Raw genomic sequence first — 15,653 nt, 5'->3', positions numbered from 1 at the left:
CCGTTCGGCCGGCCCATCTAGGCACGGTCCGAACGGCACACCGCCGGCGCGCCAACGGTAAGAACTCAGGAATACATTAGCGAGAGCGTTATGCCCAAGCGGACAGACATCAAGAGCATCCTCATCATCGGCGCGGGTCCGATCATCATCGGCCAGGCGTGCGAGTTCGATTACTCGGGCGCGCAGGCGTGCAAGGCGTTGCGTGAGGAAGGCTACAAGGTCATCCTCGTCAACAGCAATCCGGCGACGATCATGACCGACCCGAACACGGCCGACGTCACGTACATCGAACCGATCACGTGGGAAGTGGTCGAGCGCATCATCGCGAAGGAGCGCCCCGACGCGATCCTGCCGACGATGGGCGGCCAGACCGCGCTGAACTGCGCGCTCGATCTGCATCACCACGGCGTGCTGGAGAAGTACAACGTCGAGCTGATCGGCGCTTCGCCGGAAGCGATCGACAAGGCCGAAGACCGCCAGAAGTTCAAGGACGCGATGACGAAGATCGGTCTCGGCTCGGCGAAGTCCGGCATTGCCCATTCGATGGAAGAAGCGATGGCCGTGCACGCGGAAATCGCCGCGTTCACGGGCGGCAGCGGCTACCCCATCGTGATCCGTCCGTCGTTCACGCTCGGCGGCTCGGGCGGCGGTATCGCGTACAACCGCGAAGAATTCGAAGAGATCTGCAAGCGCGGCCTCGATCTGTCGCCGACGCGCGAGCTGCTGATCGAAGAATCGCTGCTCGGCTGGAAAGAGTACGAGATGGAAGTGGTCCGCGACAAAAAGGACAACTGCATCATCGTCTGCTCGATCGAAAACCTCGACCCGATGGGCATTCACACGGGCGACTCGATCACGGTCGCGCCCGCGCAGACGCTCACCGACAAGGAATACCAGATCCTGCGTAACGCATCGCTCGCCGTGCTACGCGAGATCGGCGTCGATACGGGCGGCTCGAACGTGCAGTTCTCGATCAATCCGAAAGACGGCCGGATGATCGTCATCGAAATGAATCCGCGTGTGTCGCGGTCGTCGGCGCTCGCGTCGAAGGCGACGGGCTTCCCGATTGCGAAGGTCGCGGCGAAGCTGGCCGTCGGCTACACGCTGGACGAACTCAAGAACGAAATCACGGGCGGCCAGACGCCGGCTTCGTTCGAACCGACCATCGACTACGTCGTCACGAAGATCCCGCGCTTCGCGTTCGAGAAATTCCGTGAAGCCGATCCGCGCCTGACCACGCAGATGAAGTCGGTCGGCGAAGTGATGGCGATCGGCCGTACGTTCCAGGAATCGTTCCAGAAGGCGCTGCGCGGCCTCGAAGTCGGCGTCGACGGTCTCGACGAAAAGACCACGAGCCGTGACGAAGTGATCCGCGAGATCGGCGAAGCCGGTCCGGACCGTATCTGGTACGTCGGCGACGCATTCCGCCTCGGTCTGACGCAACAGGAAATCTTTGAGGAAACGGCAATCGATCCGTGGTTCCTCGCGCAGATCGAAGAGATCGTGCGAAAGGAAAAGGCGCTCGAAGGCCGCACGCTTGAGAGCCTCACGAAGGAAGAGTTGCTGTATCTCAAGCAGAGCGGCTTCTCGGATCGCCGCCTCGGCAAACTGGTCGGCGTGAAGGGTCCGGACGTGCGCAAGCGCCGTATCGAGCTGAACGTGCGCCCTGTGTACAAGCGCGTCGACACCTGCGCAGCGGAGTTTGCGACGAAGACGGCCTACATGTACTCGACCTACGAGGAAGAGTGCGAAGCCAACCCGACGAACAACAAGAAGATCATGGTGCTGGGCGGCGGCCCGAACCGGATCGGCCAGGGTATCGAGTTCGACTACTGCTGCGTGCACGCCGCGCTCGCGATGCGCGAAGACGGCTACGAAACGATCATGGTCAACTGCAACCCTGAAACCGTTTCGACCGACTACGACACGTCCGACCGTCTGTACTTCGAGCCGCTGACGCTCGAAGACGTGCTCGAAATCGTCGACAAGGAAAAGCCGCTCGGCGTGATCGTCCAGTACGGCGGCCAGACGCCGCTGAAGCTCGCGCTCGATCTCGAGGCGAACGGCGTGCCCATCGTCGGCACCTCGCCGGACATGATCGACGCCGCGGAAGACCGCGAGCGGTTCCAGAAGCTGCTGCAAGACCTGAACCTGCGTCAGCCGCCCAACCGCACGGCGCGTGCGGAAGACGAGGCGCTGAAGCTCGCCGACGAGATCGGCTATCCGCTCGTCGTGCGTCCGTCGTACGTGCTGGGCGGCCGCGCAATGGAAATCGTTCACGAGCCGCGCGACCTCGAGCGCTATATGCGTGAGGCCGTGAAGGTGTCGAACGATTCGCCCGTGCTGCTCGACCGCTTCCTGAATGATGCGATCGAGTGCGACGTCGACTGCATCTCGGACGGCGACACGGTGTTCATCGGCGGCGTGATGGAGCACATCGAGCAAGCCGGCGTGCACTCGGGCGATTCGGCGTGCTCGCTGCCGCCGTACTCGCTGTCGCAGGAAACCGTCGATGAACTGAAGCGTCAGACGGGCGCGATGGCGAAGGCGCTGAACGTGATCGGCCTGATGAACGTGCAGTTCGCGATCCAGCAGGTTCCGCAGGCTGACGGCTCGAAGCAGGACATCATCTACGTGCTCGAAGTCAACCCGCGCGCATCGCGTACCGTGCCGTACGTGTCGAAGGCGACGAGCCTGCCGCTCGCGAAGATCGCGGCGCGCGCGATGGTCGGCCAGAAGCTCGCGCAGCAGGGCGTCACGAAGGAAGTGATTCCGCCGTACTTCAGCGTGAAGGAGGCGGTGTTTCCGTTCGTCAAGTTCCCGGCCGTCGACCCCGTGCTCGGACCGGAAATGCGTTCGACGGGCGAAGTGATGGGCGTCGGCCGCACGTTTGGCGAAGCGCTCTTCAAGTCGCAGCTCGCGGCAGGTTCGCGTCTGCCGGAATCGGGCACGGTGCTGTTGACGGTGATGGACGCCGACAAGCCGAAGGCCGTCGAAGTCGCGCGCATGTTGCATGAACTCGGCTATCCGCTCGTCGCGACGAAGGGCACGGCGGCCGCCATCGAAGCGGCGGGTGTCCCCGTCAAGGTCGTGAACAAGGTGAAGGACGGCCGTCCGCACATCGTGGACATGATCAAGAACGGCGAGATCGCGCTCGTCTTCACGACTGTCGACGAAACGCGCGCCGCCATCGCCGATTCGCGTTCGATCCGCATGAGCGCGCAGGCACAGAAGGTCACGTACTACACGACGATGTCGGGCGCGCGTGCCGCCGTGGAAGGCTTGCGTTATCTGAAAGACCTGGAAGTCTATGATTTACAAGGACTCCACGGTCGCCTAAACTAAGGCTTCAGATTTCTGTCCAAGACGTAAGTGCCGCGGTTAAGCGGCGTCCCTGAGGTGTCAGATCGGGCTTCGTGCCACATTTGCGCACCATGCGGGATGCACTTAACCGCGGTGATTTTTTTGTGGCTGTTTTTTGCCAAAGAGTTGTTTATGAGCACTATTCCATTGACGAAGCGCGGCGCAGATCAGCTGCGCGACGAATTGCAGCGTTTGAAATCGGTTGAGCGTCCTGCCGTCATCAATTCCATCGCGGAAGCGCGTGCCCAGGGCGATCTATCGGAAAACGCCGAGTACGACGCTGCAAAAGAGAAGCAGGGCTTTATCGAAGGGCGTATCGCCGAGATCGAGTCGAAGCTGGCGGCCGCGCAGATCATCGATCCGTCCGCTGTCGACGCCGACGGCCGCGTCGTGTTTGCCGCGACAGTCGATCTGGAAGATCTGGATTCGGGTGATTCGGTTACCTATCAAATCGTCGGCGACGACGAAGCTGATCTTGAGCACGGCCTCATCTCCGTCAGCTCGCCGATCGCGCGTGCGCTGATCGGCAAGTCGGAAGGCGATGTTGCTTCGGTGCAGGCGCCGGGCGGCGTGCGCGAATACGAAATCATCGCGGTCCGGTACATCTGAGGCCAGGGTCGTGTCTTCGATGCCGCATCGTCTGTTCCGCCTGCTGACAGTCGTGTGGGTCGGCAGTCTGCTGACCATCGGCTACGCCGTGGCGCCCGTGCTGTTCACGTCGCTCGACCGGATGACGGCGGGCGCGGTCGCGGCGCAGCTGTTCCGGATCGAGGGCGTGATCGGCGTGGTGTGCGGCGTGCTGCTGCTTGCGCTGTGCAACGTGCTGGTCCGGCGCGGTGGCGATGCTTACCGGCGTTTGCGCTGGCTGATTGCGGGCATGCTGGTGTGCGTGCTGGTTGGCTACTTCGCGTTGCAGCCGTTCATGAATGCGCTGCGCATTGCTGCGCAGGAAGCAGGTACGGATGTCGGCCACTCAGCCTATGCGAGCCGCTTCGGCATGCTGCACGGCGTGTCGAGCGTGTTCTATCTGATCGAAAGCCTGCTGGGTATCGTGCTTGTGTGGAAGCTGCCGGCGGGAGCCGGTATTCCGGTTGAGCAGGGCGCCGGACGAGTTGCGGGGCGGACGGCGGGGTAATGCGTCGATGCCGGCGGCGGTGATCAGACATCTGGCGCGCGTCCGGTAAAGAAAGCGACCGATCGCCGCATGAATGCGTCCAGCGATTCTCCATTGATCGGCGCGGTCCGCATAACGAATCGGGATTCCGCGCCGCTTCCGCGTTACTTCGACGACTGATGCATGCGCTTTGCGCTGCTTTGGCGTTTCTTGGCCCGCTTGATGTTGCCGCCCGCCGTGACGCGCTCGTTGCCGCGCACGACTACTTTTTGCGGCTTCGGACGGCGCATCGGATTGTCGGTCGCCTTGACGACCTTGACGACGCGCGGTGCGCGACCTTTGTTCGACGGCGCTTCTTCTGCGGCTTCACGGGCGCTCGGTAGCGCGCCGCGTCTGGCGGCGGTTTTCGCGCCAGCCTTCGTTGCCGGGGCGCGTTCGGTCGCGGCCTTTTCCGGCTTCCAGATGACCAGCAGCTTGCCGATATGCTGGATCGGTGCGGCGCTCAGGCGATCGCAGATTTCTTCGTAGATTGCGATGCGCTCTTCGCGTTCGTCACCGAATACGCGGATCTTGATCAGCTGGTGCGCTTTCAGGTGGACCTTGATTTCGGCCAGCACGGCGTCGGTCAGCCCCTCGGCGCCGATGATCACGACCGGTTTGAGCGCGTGAGCCTGGGAGCGCAAGTCGGCGCGTTGTTCGGAAGAGATTTTGAGGGCGGGCATGGGAAGTGGGAGACTCGACTAAAATGGCGGCGCCTGCGAGCAGGGATCGGTCGATCCGGCGAAACGGCAGGCGGCGCGCGAAAAGTTAGAAAACGGCGGGCGGTGAATGCGGCGCCCGCAGAAAGTGCGGCAGCGGCGCGAACTGCAAGCAGAACCACAGCGCGGAACACGGCCTTTGGCTGCAGCCGCGCGAATTAAACGCGTATTATCCGCTAAAAGCGCGGTATCACGTAGCAAGACTTCAACGTTTCATGGCAAAAAACAAGTTCAACACGTCGTGGCTGCACGACCACATCAACGATCCGTACGTGAAAATGGCGCAGCGGGAGGGCTATCGCGCCCGCGCTGCGTACAAGCTGAAGGAAATCGACGAGCAGGACAAGTTGATTCGTCCTGGCCAGGTCATCGTGGATCTGGGCGCGGCGCCCGGCAGCTGGAGCCAGTACGTGCGCAACAAGCTTGCGCAGGGCAAGAATCGCGATTCGCAACGCGAGGGCGGGATCGACGGCACGATCATTGCGCTCGACCTGCTGCCGATGGAGCCGATCGCCGATGTGCATTTCATCCAGGGCGACTTCCGCGAAGACAACGTTCTCGAACAGCTGGAAGAAGTTGTGGGAGATCGCGATGTCGATCTTGTAATTTCGGATATGGCGCCCAACCTGTCGGGAGTGGCGGTGGCGGACGCCGCGCGGATCGAGCATGTGTGCGATCTCGCGCTGGAATTTGCCCAGAACCACCTTAAGTCCGATGGTGCCCTTTTAGTCAAATGTTTTCACGGCAGCGGCTACAGCCAGATTGTCGAAAAGTTCAAGCATCAGTTCAAGACGGTGGCTGCGCGCAAGCCGAAGGCGTCCCGGGACAAGTCGTCCGAGACGTTCATTCTCGGCAGGCATCTGAAGCGGCCCCGTTGAAACGGGTGCAGTGATATGTAAGCCCGCATTTCCGGTACGCCGGAAAATAAGAGCGCTGAGGTTGCGCGGTACGCTATTTATGCGGTAGCGAATGCTTATGGCAGGGGTCTTCGGACTGGATTAGAATGCCTGAGTGGTGCCGCAAGGCAAATGTAGGCGCTTGTCTATGAGTGAAGGAGTGGTGCTTTGAACAACAACATGTTTTCGAAAGCAGCAGTGTGGCTGGTGATCGCACTGGTGCTGTTTACGGTGTTCAAGCAGTTCGACAAGCCCCGTGTCCAGGAAGGCGTTTCCTATTCGCAGTTCATGGATGACGCGAAGAGCGGCAAGGTCAAGAGCGTGATCGTCCAGGGACGCAACCTGACGGTGACGCCGGCTGACGGTCAAAAGTACCAGATCGTGTCGCCGGGCGACATCTGGATGGTCGGCGACCTGATGAAGTATGGCGTCCAGGTGAGCGGCAAGGCTGACGACGAGCCGAATGCGCTGGTATCCGCGCTGTACTACCTCGGGCCAACCATCCTGATTATCGGATTCTGGTTCTACATGATGAGGCAGATGCAGGGGGGCGGGAAAGGCGGGGCCTTCTCGTTCGGTAAATCCCGTGCTCGTCTGATCGATGAGAACAACAACGCGATCAATTTCTCGGATGTCGCGGGCTGCGACGAGGCCAAGGAAGAAGTGTCCGAACTGGTCGACTTCCTGCGCGATCCGCAGAAGTTCCAGAAGCTGGGCGGCCGTATTCCTCGCGGGGTGCTGCTGGTCGGCCCGCCGGGAACCGGTAAGACGCTACTCGCGCGCGCCATCGCCGGTGAAGCGAAAGTGCCGTTCTTCAGCATCTCGGGTTCGGACTTCGTCGAAATGTTCGTCGGCGTGGGCGCGGCCCGCGTGCGCGACATGTTCGAACAGGCGAAGAAGCATGCGCCTTGCATCGTGTTCATCGACGAAATCGACGCGGTCGGTCGCCATCGCGGCGCGGGCATGGGTGGTGGTAACGATGAGCGCGAGCAGACGCTGAACCAGATGCTCGTCGAGATGGATGGTTTCGAGGCGAACTCGGGCGTGATCGTGATCGCCGCGACGAACCGTTCCGATGTGCTCGACAAGGCGCTACTGCGTCCGGGCCGTTTCGACCGCCAGGTGTACGTCGGTTTGCCGGATATCCGTGGCCGCGAGCACATCATGAAGGTGCACCTGCGCAAGGTGCCGATCGCGAACGACGTCGATGCGGCAGTGATCGCACGCGGCACGCCGGGCTTCTCGGGCGCGGATCTCGCGAATCTGGTGAACGAAGCAGCGCTCTTTGCTGCGCGTCGCGGCAAGCGCATCGTCGAAATGCAGGACTTCGAGGACGCGAAGGACAAGATCTTCATGGGTCCGGAGCGCAAGTCGGCTGTGATCCGCGAAGACGCAAAGCGCGCGACGGCGTATCACGAGTCGGGCCACGCGGTGATCGCGAAGCTGTTGCCGAAGGCCGATCCCGTGCACAAGGTCACGATTATCCCGCGCGGCCGTGCGCTGGGCGTGACGTGGCAGCTGCCGGAGCACGACAACGAAACATATTCGAAGGACTATCTGCTTGACCGTCTGGCTATCCTGTTCGGCGGCCGTGTGGCAGAAGAGCTGTTCCTGAACCTGATCAGCACGGGCGCCTCGGACGACTTCAACAAGGCGACGTCCACGGCGCGCGCGATGGTTGCCCGCTTTGGCATGACGGACGCATTGGGACCGATGGTGTACGTCGACGACGAAAACGATCAGTCGCCGTTTGGCCGTGGTTTCACGCGCACCATTTCGGAAGCGACGCAGCAGAAGGTGGACGCGGAAATCCGTCGCGTGCTGGACGAGCAGTACAGCCTCGCGAAGCGTCTGCTGGACGAGAACCGCGACAAGGTCGAAGCGATGACCGCCGCGCTGATGGAGTGGGAAACGATCGACGCCGATCAGATCAACGACATCATGGCTGGCCGTCCACCGCGCTCACCGAAGAGCTCGCCGTCGCCGGGCGATGCTTCGGGCGGCAGCAGTCCGGGCACGGAAGTGAAGCCGGGCAGCGCAACCGCGCCGGCGACCTGATGATCGGTTAAAGGTGTTTTACGGGCCGGTGTGTTTTCACACCGGCCCGTTTTCATTTCTAATGCTGATCTGATCGCGATGCGGCCCTGTCGCGATGTGTCTTAATTTCTTTGCGTTCGTACCGCCCATTCTCGTGTCCAACTCCGATTCCCCGCTTTATCCGATCCCCGAGCCGATGCAATGCGGCCGCTTCACGTTCACGTTCGAACGTCCGCTCGTGATGGGCATCCTGAACGTCACTCCCGATTCTTTCTCCGACGGCGGCCTGTTCGGCGAACCGGGCAAGGCCCGGCAGCAAGCCGAGATGATGCTGGCGGATGGCGCGGACATCATCGATATCGGCGGCGAGTCCACGCGGCCCGGTGCGCCGCCCGTGCCGCTCGATGAAGAGCTGGCTCGTGTGATTCCGCTCGTCAAGGAGCTGAGTGACGCGGGCATTCCCGTGTCCGTCGACACGTACAAGCCCGAAGTGATGCGTCATGCGCTGGCATCGGGCGCTGATCTGATCAATGATATCTGGGGCTTCCGGATGCCCGGCGCGATCGATGCCGTGCGCGACAGCCAGTGCGGGCTGTGTGTGATGCACATGCTCGGCGAGCCGCAGACGATGCAGGTCGGTGAGCCGGTTTACGCCGACGTCGTCGCCGACGTCCGTGCCTTTCTTGATGAACGTGTAAACACGATGCTAAGCGCCGGTGTTGCAAAAAATCGCATCTGCGTTGATCCAGGCTTCGGATTTGGTAAGACCGTCGAGCATAATTATGCGCTGCTCGCACACCTGCCTAAGACGACCCCTGTCCTCGGTGATCCGCTGCCTATCCTTGCTGGCATGTCGCGCAAGTCGATGCTGGGCGCTCTCATCAATCGGCCGCCGCGGCAACGCGTCGCGGCAAGCGTTGCGGCGGCGGTATGTGCGGCTGAACGTGGCGCGGCGATCATCCGCGTGCACGATGTGGCGGAAACGGTGGATGCACTGAAAGTATGGGCGGCGACGCGCGACGCAGCGCGGCGCGCCTGATCTCCACGCTTGGGAGGAAAATTCTAATATGGCACGTCGATATTTCGGAACGGATGGGATTCGTGGCAAGGTCGGCGATGCGCCGATCACGCCGGACTTTGTGCTGCGGCTCGGCTACGCGGCCGGCAAGGTACTGGCAGGCGCCGACACCTGGGCGAAGACGGGCAAGCGCCCGACGGTGCTGATCGGCAAGGACACACGCGTGTCGGGCTACATGCTCGAAGCCGCGCTGGAGTCGGGCTTCTCGGCGGCGGGCGTCGACGTGATGCTGGCCGGGCCGATGCCGACACCGGGCGTCGCGTACCTGACGCGCGCCTTGCGTCTCGCCGCGGGCGTGGTGATCAGCGCGTCGCACAATCCGTACTACGACAACGGCATCAAGTTCTTCTCCGCCGACGGCAACAAGCTGCCGGACGAAGTCGAACTGCAAATCGAAGAGCAGCTGGACAAGCCGCTCGAATGCGCGCCGTCCGAGCGGCTCGGCAAGGCGCGGCGTCTGGACGACGCGGCCGGCCGCTACATCGAGTTCTGCAAGAGCACGTTCCCGCAGTCTTTCGACCTGCGCGGCATGAAAGTGGTGGTCGATTGCGCGCACGGGGCGGCGTATGACGTGGCGCCGCATGTCTTCCATGAGCTCGGCGCGGATGTGATCACGATCGGCGTGTCACCGAACGGCTTCAACATCAACGAGGGCGTCGGCGCAACGGCGCCGGATGCACTGGTGCGTGCGGTGCGCGCGAACAAGGCGGAACTCGGCATTGCGCTCGACGGCGACGCGGACCGCCTGCAGATCGTCGATGCGAACGGGCGGCTCTACAACGGCGACGAGCTGCTGTACGTGCTCGTGCAGGACCGGATCGCGACGCAAGGCAAGGTAGAGGGAGCCGTCGGCACGCTGATGACCAACATGGCCGTCGAGGTCGCGCTGAAGAAGGCTGGCGTGCAGTTCGTGCGCGCGGCCGTCGGCGACCGCTACGTGCTGGAGAAGCTGCGCGAGCACGGATGGGAACTGGGCGCGGAAGGCTCGGGCCACATCCTGTCGCTGGATCGTCATTCGACGGGCGACGGCATCGTCTCTGCGCTGCTGGTGCTCGCGGCGATGCAGCGCAGCGGCCGCTCGCTCGAACAGCTGCTCGAAGGCGTCAAGCTGTTCCCGCAGAAACTCATCAACGTCCGCATGCAGCCGGGGGCGGACTGGAAGGGCAGTGACGCGATCCGTCGCGCGATCAGCGAGGCCGAAGGTGCGCTCGACGGCAGCGGCCGTGTGCTGATTCGCGCCTCGGGCACGGAGCCCGTCCTGCGCGTGATGGTGGAAGCTGCGCACGAGAAGGATGCCCTGCATCACGCCGAAGCGATCGCAGCCGTCGTTAAACAGGCGACGACCTGATCCGCGAGGCAAGCGTTTCAACTGGAAGGGCGGCTTCATGCCGCCCTTTTTTTCGTTGAGGAAGACGTCGACGAATTAAAAAAATCGCTCAATAATTTTCGCTGAAGCGGCGATACGCGCAAACGTTGGCGTTCTGCCATTTTTGGGCATCCCGGCCCCATTCAGCACGCATCTGCTGCGACAGTGAAAACCCTGATGCAGCGCCTTTCACACCCGTAATAAGACTGTCACAGTAACTTCACGGATAGTCACGTTACTGTCACAAAGCGCCACTATTCTTCGCGGTGTCGTTGCACACGCTCACAACCACGGAGAAAACATGAAACTGATGCAAACCGCGTTCGCTGGCATGGCTGGCGCTCTCTTTGCGATCGCAGCGCAAGCCGCCGACATCACCGGCGCGGGCAGCACCTTTGCAGCACCGATCTACACGAAGTGGGCCGATGCGTATCAGAAGACGGGTGGCGGCAAGGTTAACTATCAGGGCATCGGCTCGTCGGGCGGCGTCAAGCAGATCGTCGCGAAGACGGTCGACTTCGCGGGCTCGGACGCTCCGCTGAAGGACGACGAACTGGCGAAGGAAGGCCTGTTCCAGTTCCCGACGGTCGTCGGCGGCGTGGTTCCCGTGATCAACGTGCCGGGTGTCAAGGCTGGCGAAATCACGCTGTCGGGCGAAGTGCTCGGCGACATCTACCTCGGCAAGGTCAAGAAGTGGAACGACCCGGCTATCGCCGCGCTGAACCCGAAGGTCAAGCTGCCGGATACGGACATCGCCGTGGTCCGCCGCGCTGACGGCTCGGGCACGTCGTTCATCTGGACGAACTACCTGTCGAAGGTCAACCCCGAGTGGAAGTCGAAGATCGGCGAAGGTTCGACGGTCAACTGGCCGACGGGTACGGGCGGCAAGGGCAACGACGGCGTCGCAGCCTTCGTGCAGCGTCTGCCGGGCGCAATCGGCTACGTCGAGTGGGCGTATGCGAAGCAGAACCACATGGTCTACGTCGACCTGAAGAACTCGGCTGGCACGGTTGTCGAGCCGAAGACGGAAACGTTCAAGGCAGCGGCAGCCGGCGCTGACTGGTCGAAGTCGTTCTACCAGATCCTGACGAACGAGCCGGGCAAGAACGCATGGCCGATCGTCGGCGCGACGTTCGTGCTGCTGCACACGACGCAGGAAAAGGGTCCGCAAGGCGCGGAAACGCTAAAGTTCTTCAACTGGGCGTTCAAGAACGGCGGTCAGGCTGCGAACGATCTGGACTACATCTCGCTGCCGGAATCGGTTGTGTCGGAAATCAAGACGCAGTGGAAGGCAAAGGTCAAGGACGCATCGGGCAAGTCGCTCGCCGAGTAATCCTCGATACGCAGCAACAGCAGCGCACACCGCGCGCAGAGTCGTCGATGCGCGCGGCCGGCCGCCCGGCTTCGATGAGGCCCGGCGGCCGTAGTACTGGCCGTGTGGCATACGCCATGCGGCAACCGGAAACCGGAAACAGGTTTATCAGCTCCCATGTCCGACCTCCCTCTCACTTCTGACGCGGCCCGGTCGACTCCGCCCGGTAGCACGACGCAGAAAGCGCCCAGCCGCGCGGGCGACATCATTTTCGGCGGCATCGCCCGACTTGCCGCCATCGTCACGTTACTGCTGCTCGGCGGCATTATCGTGTCGCTGATCGTGGCTTCCCTGCCGACGATCCAGAAATTCGGCCTCGCATTCCTGTGGACTGCCGACTGGGATCCACCGTCCGAACAGTTCGGTGCACTGGTGCCCATCTACGGCACGATTGCGACGTCGATCATTGCGCTCATCATCGCGGTGCCCGTCAGCTTCGGCATCGCGCTTTTCCTGACCGAACTGTCGCCCGCCTGGCTGCGCCGCCCGCTCGGCATCGCGATCGAACTGCTCGCCGCGATTCCGTCGATCGTCTACGGCATGTGGGGTCTGCTCGTGTTCGCGCCGATCTTCGCGACCTATTTCGAAAAGCCGCTCGGCGCGCTGCTCGGCGGCATGCCCGTCATCGGCGCGCTGTTCAGGGGCGCGCCTATCGGCATCGGCATTCTGTGCGCGGGCGTCATTCTCGCGATCATGATCATTCCGTACATCGCGTCCGTGATGCGCGACGTGTTCGAAGTCACGCCCGTGCTGCTGAAGGAATCGGCATACGGCATTGGCTGCACGACGTGGGAAGTGATGTGGAAGATCGTCCTGCCGTTCACGAAGACGGGTGTGATCGGCGGCGTGATGCTCGGCCTCGGCCGCGCGCTCGGCGAGACGATGGCCGTCACGTTCGTGATCGGCAATACGAACCTGCTCGACAACGTATCGCTCTTTTCGCCGGGTAACAGCATCACGTCGGCGCTCGCGAACGAATTCGCGGAAGCGGCGCCAGGCCTGCATACGGCCGCGCTGATGGAACTCGGTCTGATCCTGTTTGTGATTACCTTCATCGTGCTGGCGATTTCGAAGATCATGCTGCTTCGCCTCGAGAAAGGGGAGGGCGCGAAATGACGCAATCCTCATTGAACATGCCGGGCAGCACGGACGCCGCAGCGCTCGAAGCGATGCGCAACAGGCTGCAGAAGCGCCGCAAGGCCACCAACGCAGTCGCGCTGACACTTTCGCTCGCCGCGATGGCGTTCGGCATTCTGTGGCTCGTGTGGATTCTGTACACGACGCTGCGTCTCGGCATCGGCGGTCTGTCCGTCGAGCTGTTCACGCAGTCGACGCCTCCGCCGAACACCGACGGCGGCGGTCTGGCGAACGCGATCGTCGGCAGCCTGATGCTGGTCGTGCTGGCCACGTTCGTCGGCACGCCCATCGGCATCATGGCGGGCGTGTATCTCGCCGAGTACGGCCAGAAGGGGTGGCTCGCGAGCATCACGCGCTTCATCAACGACATTCTGCTGTCTGCGCCGTCGATCGTCGTGGGTCTGTTCGTGTATGCGCTCGTCGTCGCGAAGATGGGTCATTTCAGCGGCTGGGCAGGCGTGATCTCGCTCGCGCTGCTGCAGATCCCGATCGTGATCCGCACGACGGAGAACATGCTGAAGCTCGTGCCGAACGCACTGCGTGAAGCGGCTTTCGCACTCGGCACGCCGAAGTGGAAGATGGTGCTGTCGATCACGCTGAAGGCGTCGGTCGCGGGCATCGTGACGGGCGTGCTGCTCGCGATCGCGCGTATTGCCGGCGAAACGGCGCCGCTGCTCTTCACGGCGCTGTCCAACCAGTTCTTCACGATGGACATGAATCAACCGGTTGCGAACCTGCCGGTTACGATCTTCAAGTTCGCGATGAGTCCGTTCGCGCAGTGGCAATCTCTCGCGTGGGCCGGCGTATTCCTGATCACGCTCGGAGTGTTGGGTCTCAACATTCTCGCGCGTACGATCTTTTCGAAAAAGTAAGGGCGGAGCGATCCGATGAACATGGCAGAAAGTCACCTGAATCCCGTCGAACGCCCGGCGGCACCCGCCGGTTTCGACCCGGCGCAGAGCGGTCAAGCGGCAGCGCCCTCGCGCCCGAAGATCGAAGTCAACAACCTGAACTTCTTCTACAACAAATATCACGCGCTGAAGAACATCAACCTGCAGATTCCCGAAGGCAAGGTGACGGCGTTCATCGGCCCGTCGGGCTGCGGCAAGTCGACGTTGCTGCGCACGTTCAACAAGATGTACGCGCTCTATCCGGAGCAGCGCGCCGAAGGCGAAATCCTGATGGACGGCGAAAACCTGCTAACGACGAAGCGCGATATCTCGCTGCTGCGCGCGCGTATCGGCATGGTGTTCCAGAAGCCGACGCCGTTCCCGATGTCGATCTACGACAACATCGCATTCGGCGTGAAGATGTTCGAAACGCTGTCGCGCTCGGAGATGGACGATCGCGTCGAATGGGCGCTGACCAAGGCTGCGCTGTGGAACGAAGTGAAGGACAAGCTGGGTCAGAGCGGCTACGGTCTGTCGGGTGGCCAACAGCAGCGTCTGTGTATCGCGCGCGGCATCGCGATCCGTCCGGAAGTGCTGCTGCTCGACGAACCGTGCTCGGCGCTCGATCCGATTTCGACGGGCCGCATCGAAGAGCTGATCGCCGAACTGAAGAGCGACTACACCGTCGTGATCGTCACGCACAACATGCAGCAGGCGGCGCGTTGTTCGGACTACACTGCATATATGTATCTCGGTGAGCTGATCGAGTTCGGCGATACCGAAAAGATCTTTATCAAGCCGGTCCGCAAGGAAACGGAAGACTACATCACGGGCCGCTTCGGTTAAGCGCTGGGCGCACGCAAGAGCTTAGGGAGTTAGATATGTCCGACAAACACCTGTCCAGCCAGTTCGACGCCGACCTGAATCTGGTGTCTTCGAAGGTGCTCGAAATGGGCGGCCTCGTCGAGGCGCAGATCGTTGCCGCGATGAACGCGTTGAACGAATTCGACGTTGGCATCGCCGATCAGGTGATCGCCGCCGAAGACCGTCTGAACCAGATGGAAGTTGAGATCGACGAAGAGTGCAGCAACATCATCGCGCGGCGTCAGCCGACGGCGCGCGATCTGCGCCTCGTGATGGCAATCTCGAAGACGATCACGAACCTCGAACGCGCCGGCGACGAAGCCGAGAAGATCGCGAAGCGCACGAAGCGCCTGTCGGAAGACGGCGCGTCGCGCACGATCAACATCGCCGAGATCAAGCTGTCGGGCGATATGGCCGTGAGCATCCTGCGCCGCGCGCTCGATGCGTTCGCGCGTCTCGACACCGTGGCCGCCGCGCAGATCGTGCGCGACGACAAGGCGATCGACGAGGAATTCCGCGCCTTCGTGCGCAAGCTGATTTCGTACATGACGGAAGATCCGCGCCTGATCTCCGTGGGTCTCGACTTCCTCTTCATCGCGAAGGCGATCGAGCGGATCGGCGACCACGCGAAGAACATCGCCGAGTTCATCATCTATGTGGTGAAGGGCACGGACGTGCGCCACATGGGCCGCGACGCGCTCGAGCGCGAAGCGCTCAGCTGATCGTCCGGCTTTCGACGAATCCGCTCAGCCAAACCGTATATACCGTTTATCAAGAG

Annotated in this window: 13 protein-coding genes; 12 read left to right on the top strand and 1 reads right to left on the bottom strand. The window is 62.1% G+C overall.

The window, feature by feature from the left end; all coding sequences use genetic code 11:
• The first annotated feature begins 90 nt into the window (after nucleotides 1–90).
• From carB to FRZ40_RS06385, 3 genes are all read left to right on the top strand, one after another.
• Nucleotides 91–3,345 (top strand): carbamoyl-phosphate synthase large subunit, encoded by a 3,255-nt coding sequence (gene carB / locus FRZ40_RS06395; RefSeq protein ID WP_147233660.1) that lies wholly within the window; start codon nucleotides 91–93, stop codon nucleotides 3,343–3,345.
• Nucleotides 3,346–3,495: 150 nt separating this feature from the next.
• Nucleotides 3,496–3,972: a transcription elongation factor GreA gene (greA, locus tag FRZ40_RS06390; protein WP_028367719.1), complete on the top strand. Its 477-nt coding sequence runs from the start codon at nucleotides 3,496–3,498 to the stop codon at nucleotides 3,970–3,972.
• A gap of 19 nt (nucleotides 3,973–3,991) precedes the next feature.
• The gene (locus FRZ40_RS06385) at nucleotides 3,992–4,498 is read left to right on the top strand and encodes a DUF4149 domain-containing protein (protein ID WP_028367720.1); all 507 of its coding nucleotides are present in this window, start codon (nucleotides 3,992–3,994) and stop codon (nucleotides 4,496–4,498) included.
• A 143-nt stretch (nucleotides 4,499–4,641) separates the two neighbouring features.
• Here the strand turns inward: FRZ40_RS06385 and FRZ40_RS06380 are convergent, their stop codons facing one another.
• On the bottom strand, nucleotides 4,642–5,199 hold the full coding sequence (locus FRZ40_RS06380) for a YhbY family RNA-binding protein (protein ID WP_028367721.1): 558 nt from the start codon (nucleotides 5,197–5,199) through the stop codon (nucleotides 4,642–4,644).
• Nucleotides 5,200–5,450: 251 nt separating this feature from the next.
• Between FRZ40_RS06380 and FRZ40_RS06375 the strand changes: the two genes are divergently transcribed.
• From FRZ40_RS06375 to phoU, 9 genes are all read left to right on the top strand, one after another.
• The gene (locus tag FRZ40_RS06375; RefSeq protein WP_028367722.1) at nucleotides 5,451–6,113 is read left to right on the top strand and encodes an RlmE family RNA methyltransferase; all 663 of its coding nucleotides are present in this window, start codon (nucleotides 5,451–5,453) and stop codon (nucleotides 6,111–6,113) included.
• Nucleotides 6,114–6,299: 186 nt separating this feature from the next.
• Nucleotides 6,300–8,189 carry an ATP-dependent zinc metalloprotease FtsH gene (ftsH, locus tag FRZ40_RS06370; protein WP_028367723.1) on the top strand — a complete coding sequence of 630 codons (1,890 nt, stop codon included), beginning with the start codon at nucleotides 6,300–6,302 and terminating at the stop codon, nucleotides 8,187–8,189.
• Nucleotides 8,190–8,322: 133 nt separating this feature from the next.
• Nucleotides 8,323–9,207: a dihydropteroate synthase gene (gene folP, locus FRZ40_RS06365; protein WP_028367724.1), complete on the top strand. Its 885-nt coding sequence runs from the start codon at nucleotides 8,323–8,325 to the stop codon at nucleotides 9,205–9,207.
• A 28-nt stretch (nucleotides 9,208–9,235) separates the two neighbouring features.
• Nucleotides 9,236–10,594 (top strand): phosphoglucosamine mutase, encoded by a 1,359-nt coding sequence (gene glmM / locus FRZ40_RS06360; RefSeq protein ID WP_028367725.1) that lies wholly within the window; start codon nucleotides 9,236–9,238, stop codon nucleotides 10,592–10,594.
• Nucleotides 10,595–10,913: 319 nt separating this feature from the next.
• On the top strand, nucleotides 10,914–11,945 hold the full coding sequence (pstS, locus tag FRZ40_RS06350; protein ID WP_028367726.1) for a phosphate ABC transporter substrate-binding protein PstS: 1,032 nt from the start codon (nucleotides 10,914–10,916) through the stop codon (nucleotides 11,943–11,945).
• A 156-nt stretch (nucleotides 11,946–12,101) separates the two neighbouring features.
• Nucleotides 12,102–13,100 carry a phosphate ABC transporter permease PstC gene (gene pstC / locus FRZ40_RS06345; protein ID WP_028367727.1) on the top strand — a complete coding sequence of 333 codons (999 nt, stop codon included), beginning with the start codon at nucleotides 12,102–12,104 and terminating at the stop codon, nucleotides 13,098–13,100.
• Entirely contained in the window at nucleotides 13,097–13,993 is an 897-nt protein-coding gene (pstA, locus tag FRZ40_RS06340; protein WP_028367728.1) for a phosphate ABC transporter permease PstA, read from the top strand. The genes pstC and pstA overlap by 4 nt, the downstream gene beginning before the upstream one ends.
• Nucleotides 13,994–14,008: 15 nt before the next feature.
• Complete coding sequence (pstB, locus tag FRZ40_RS06335) at nucleotides 14,009–14,857, top strand: phosphate ABC transporter ATP-binding protein PstB (protein WP_028367729.1); 849 nt, start codon at nucleotides 14,009–14,011, stop codon at nucleotides 14,855–14,857.
• Nucleotides 14,858–14,892: 35 nt separating this feature from the next.
• A complete protein-coding gene (phoU, locus tag FRZ40_RS06330; protein WP_028367730.1) occupies nucleotides 14,893–15,597 on the top strand; it encodes a phosphate signaling complex protein PhoU in 705 nt (234 codons plus the stop codon).
• The last annotated feature ends 56 nt before the right edge of the window (nucleotides 15,598–15,653 follow it).

The sequence above is a fragment of the Paraburkholderia azotifigens genome, from assembly GCF_007995085.1.
GTDB classification, from domain to species: domain Bacteria; phylum Pseudomonadota; class Gammaproteobacteria; order Burkholderiales; family Burkholderiaceae; genus Paraburkholderia; species Paraburkholderia azotifigens.
The sequence above is the reverse complement of the archived record's forward strand: the minus strand, read 5'-3'. Positions and strand labels throughout refer to the sequence as shown.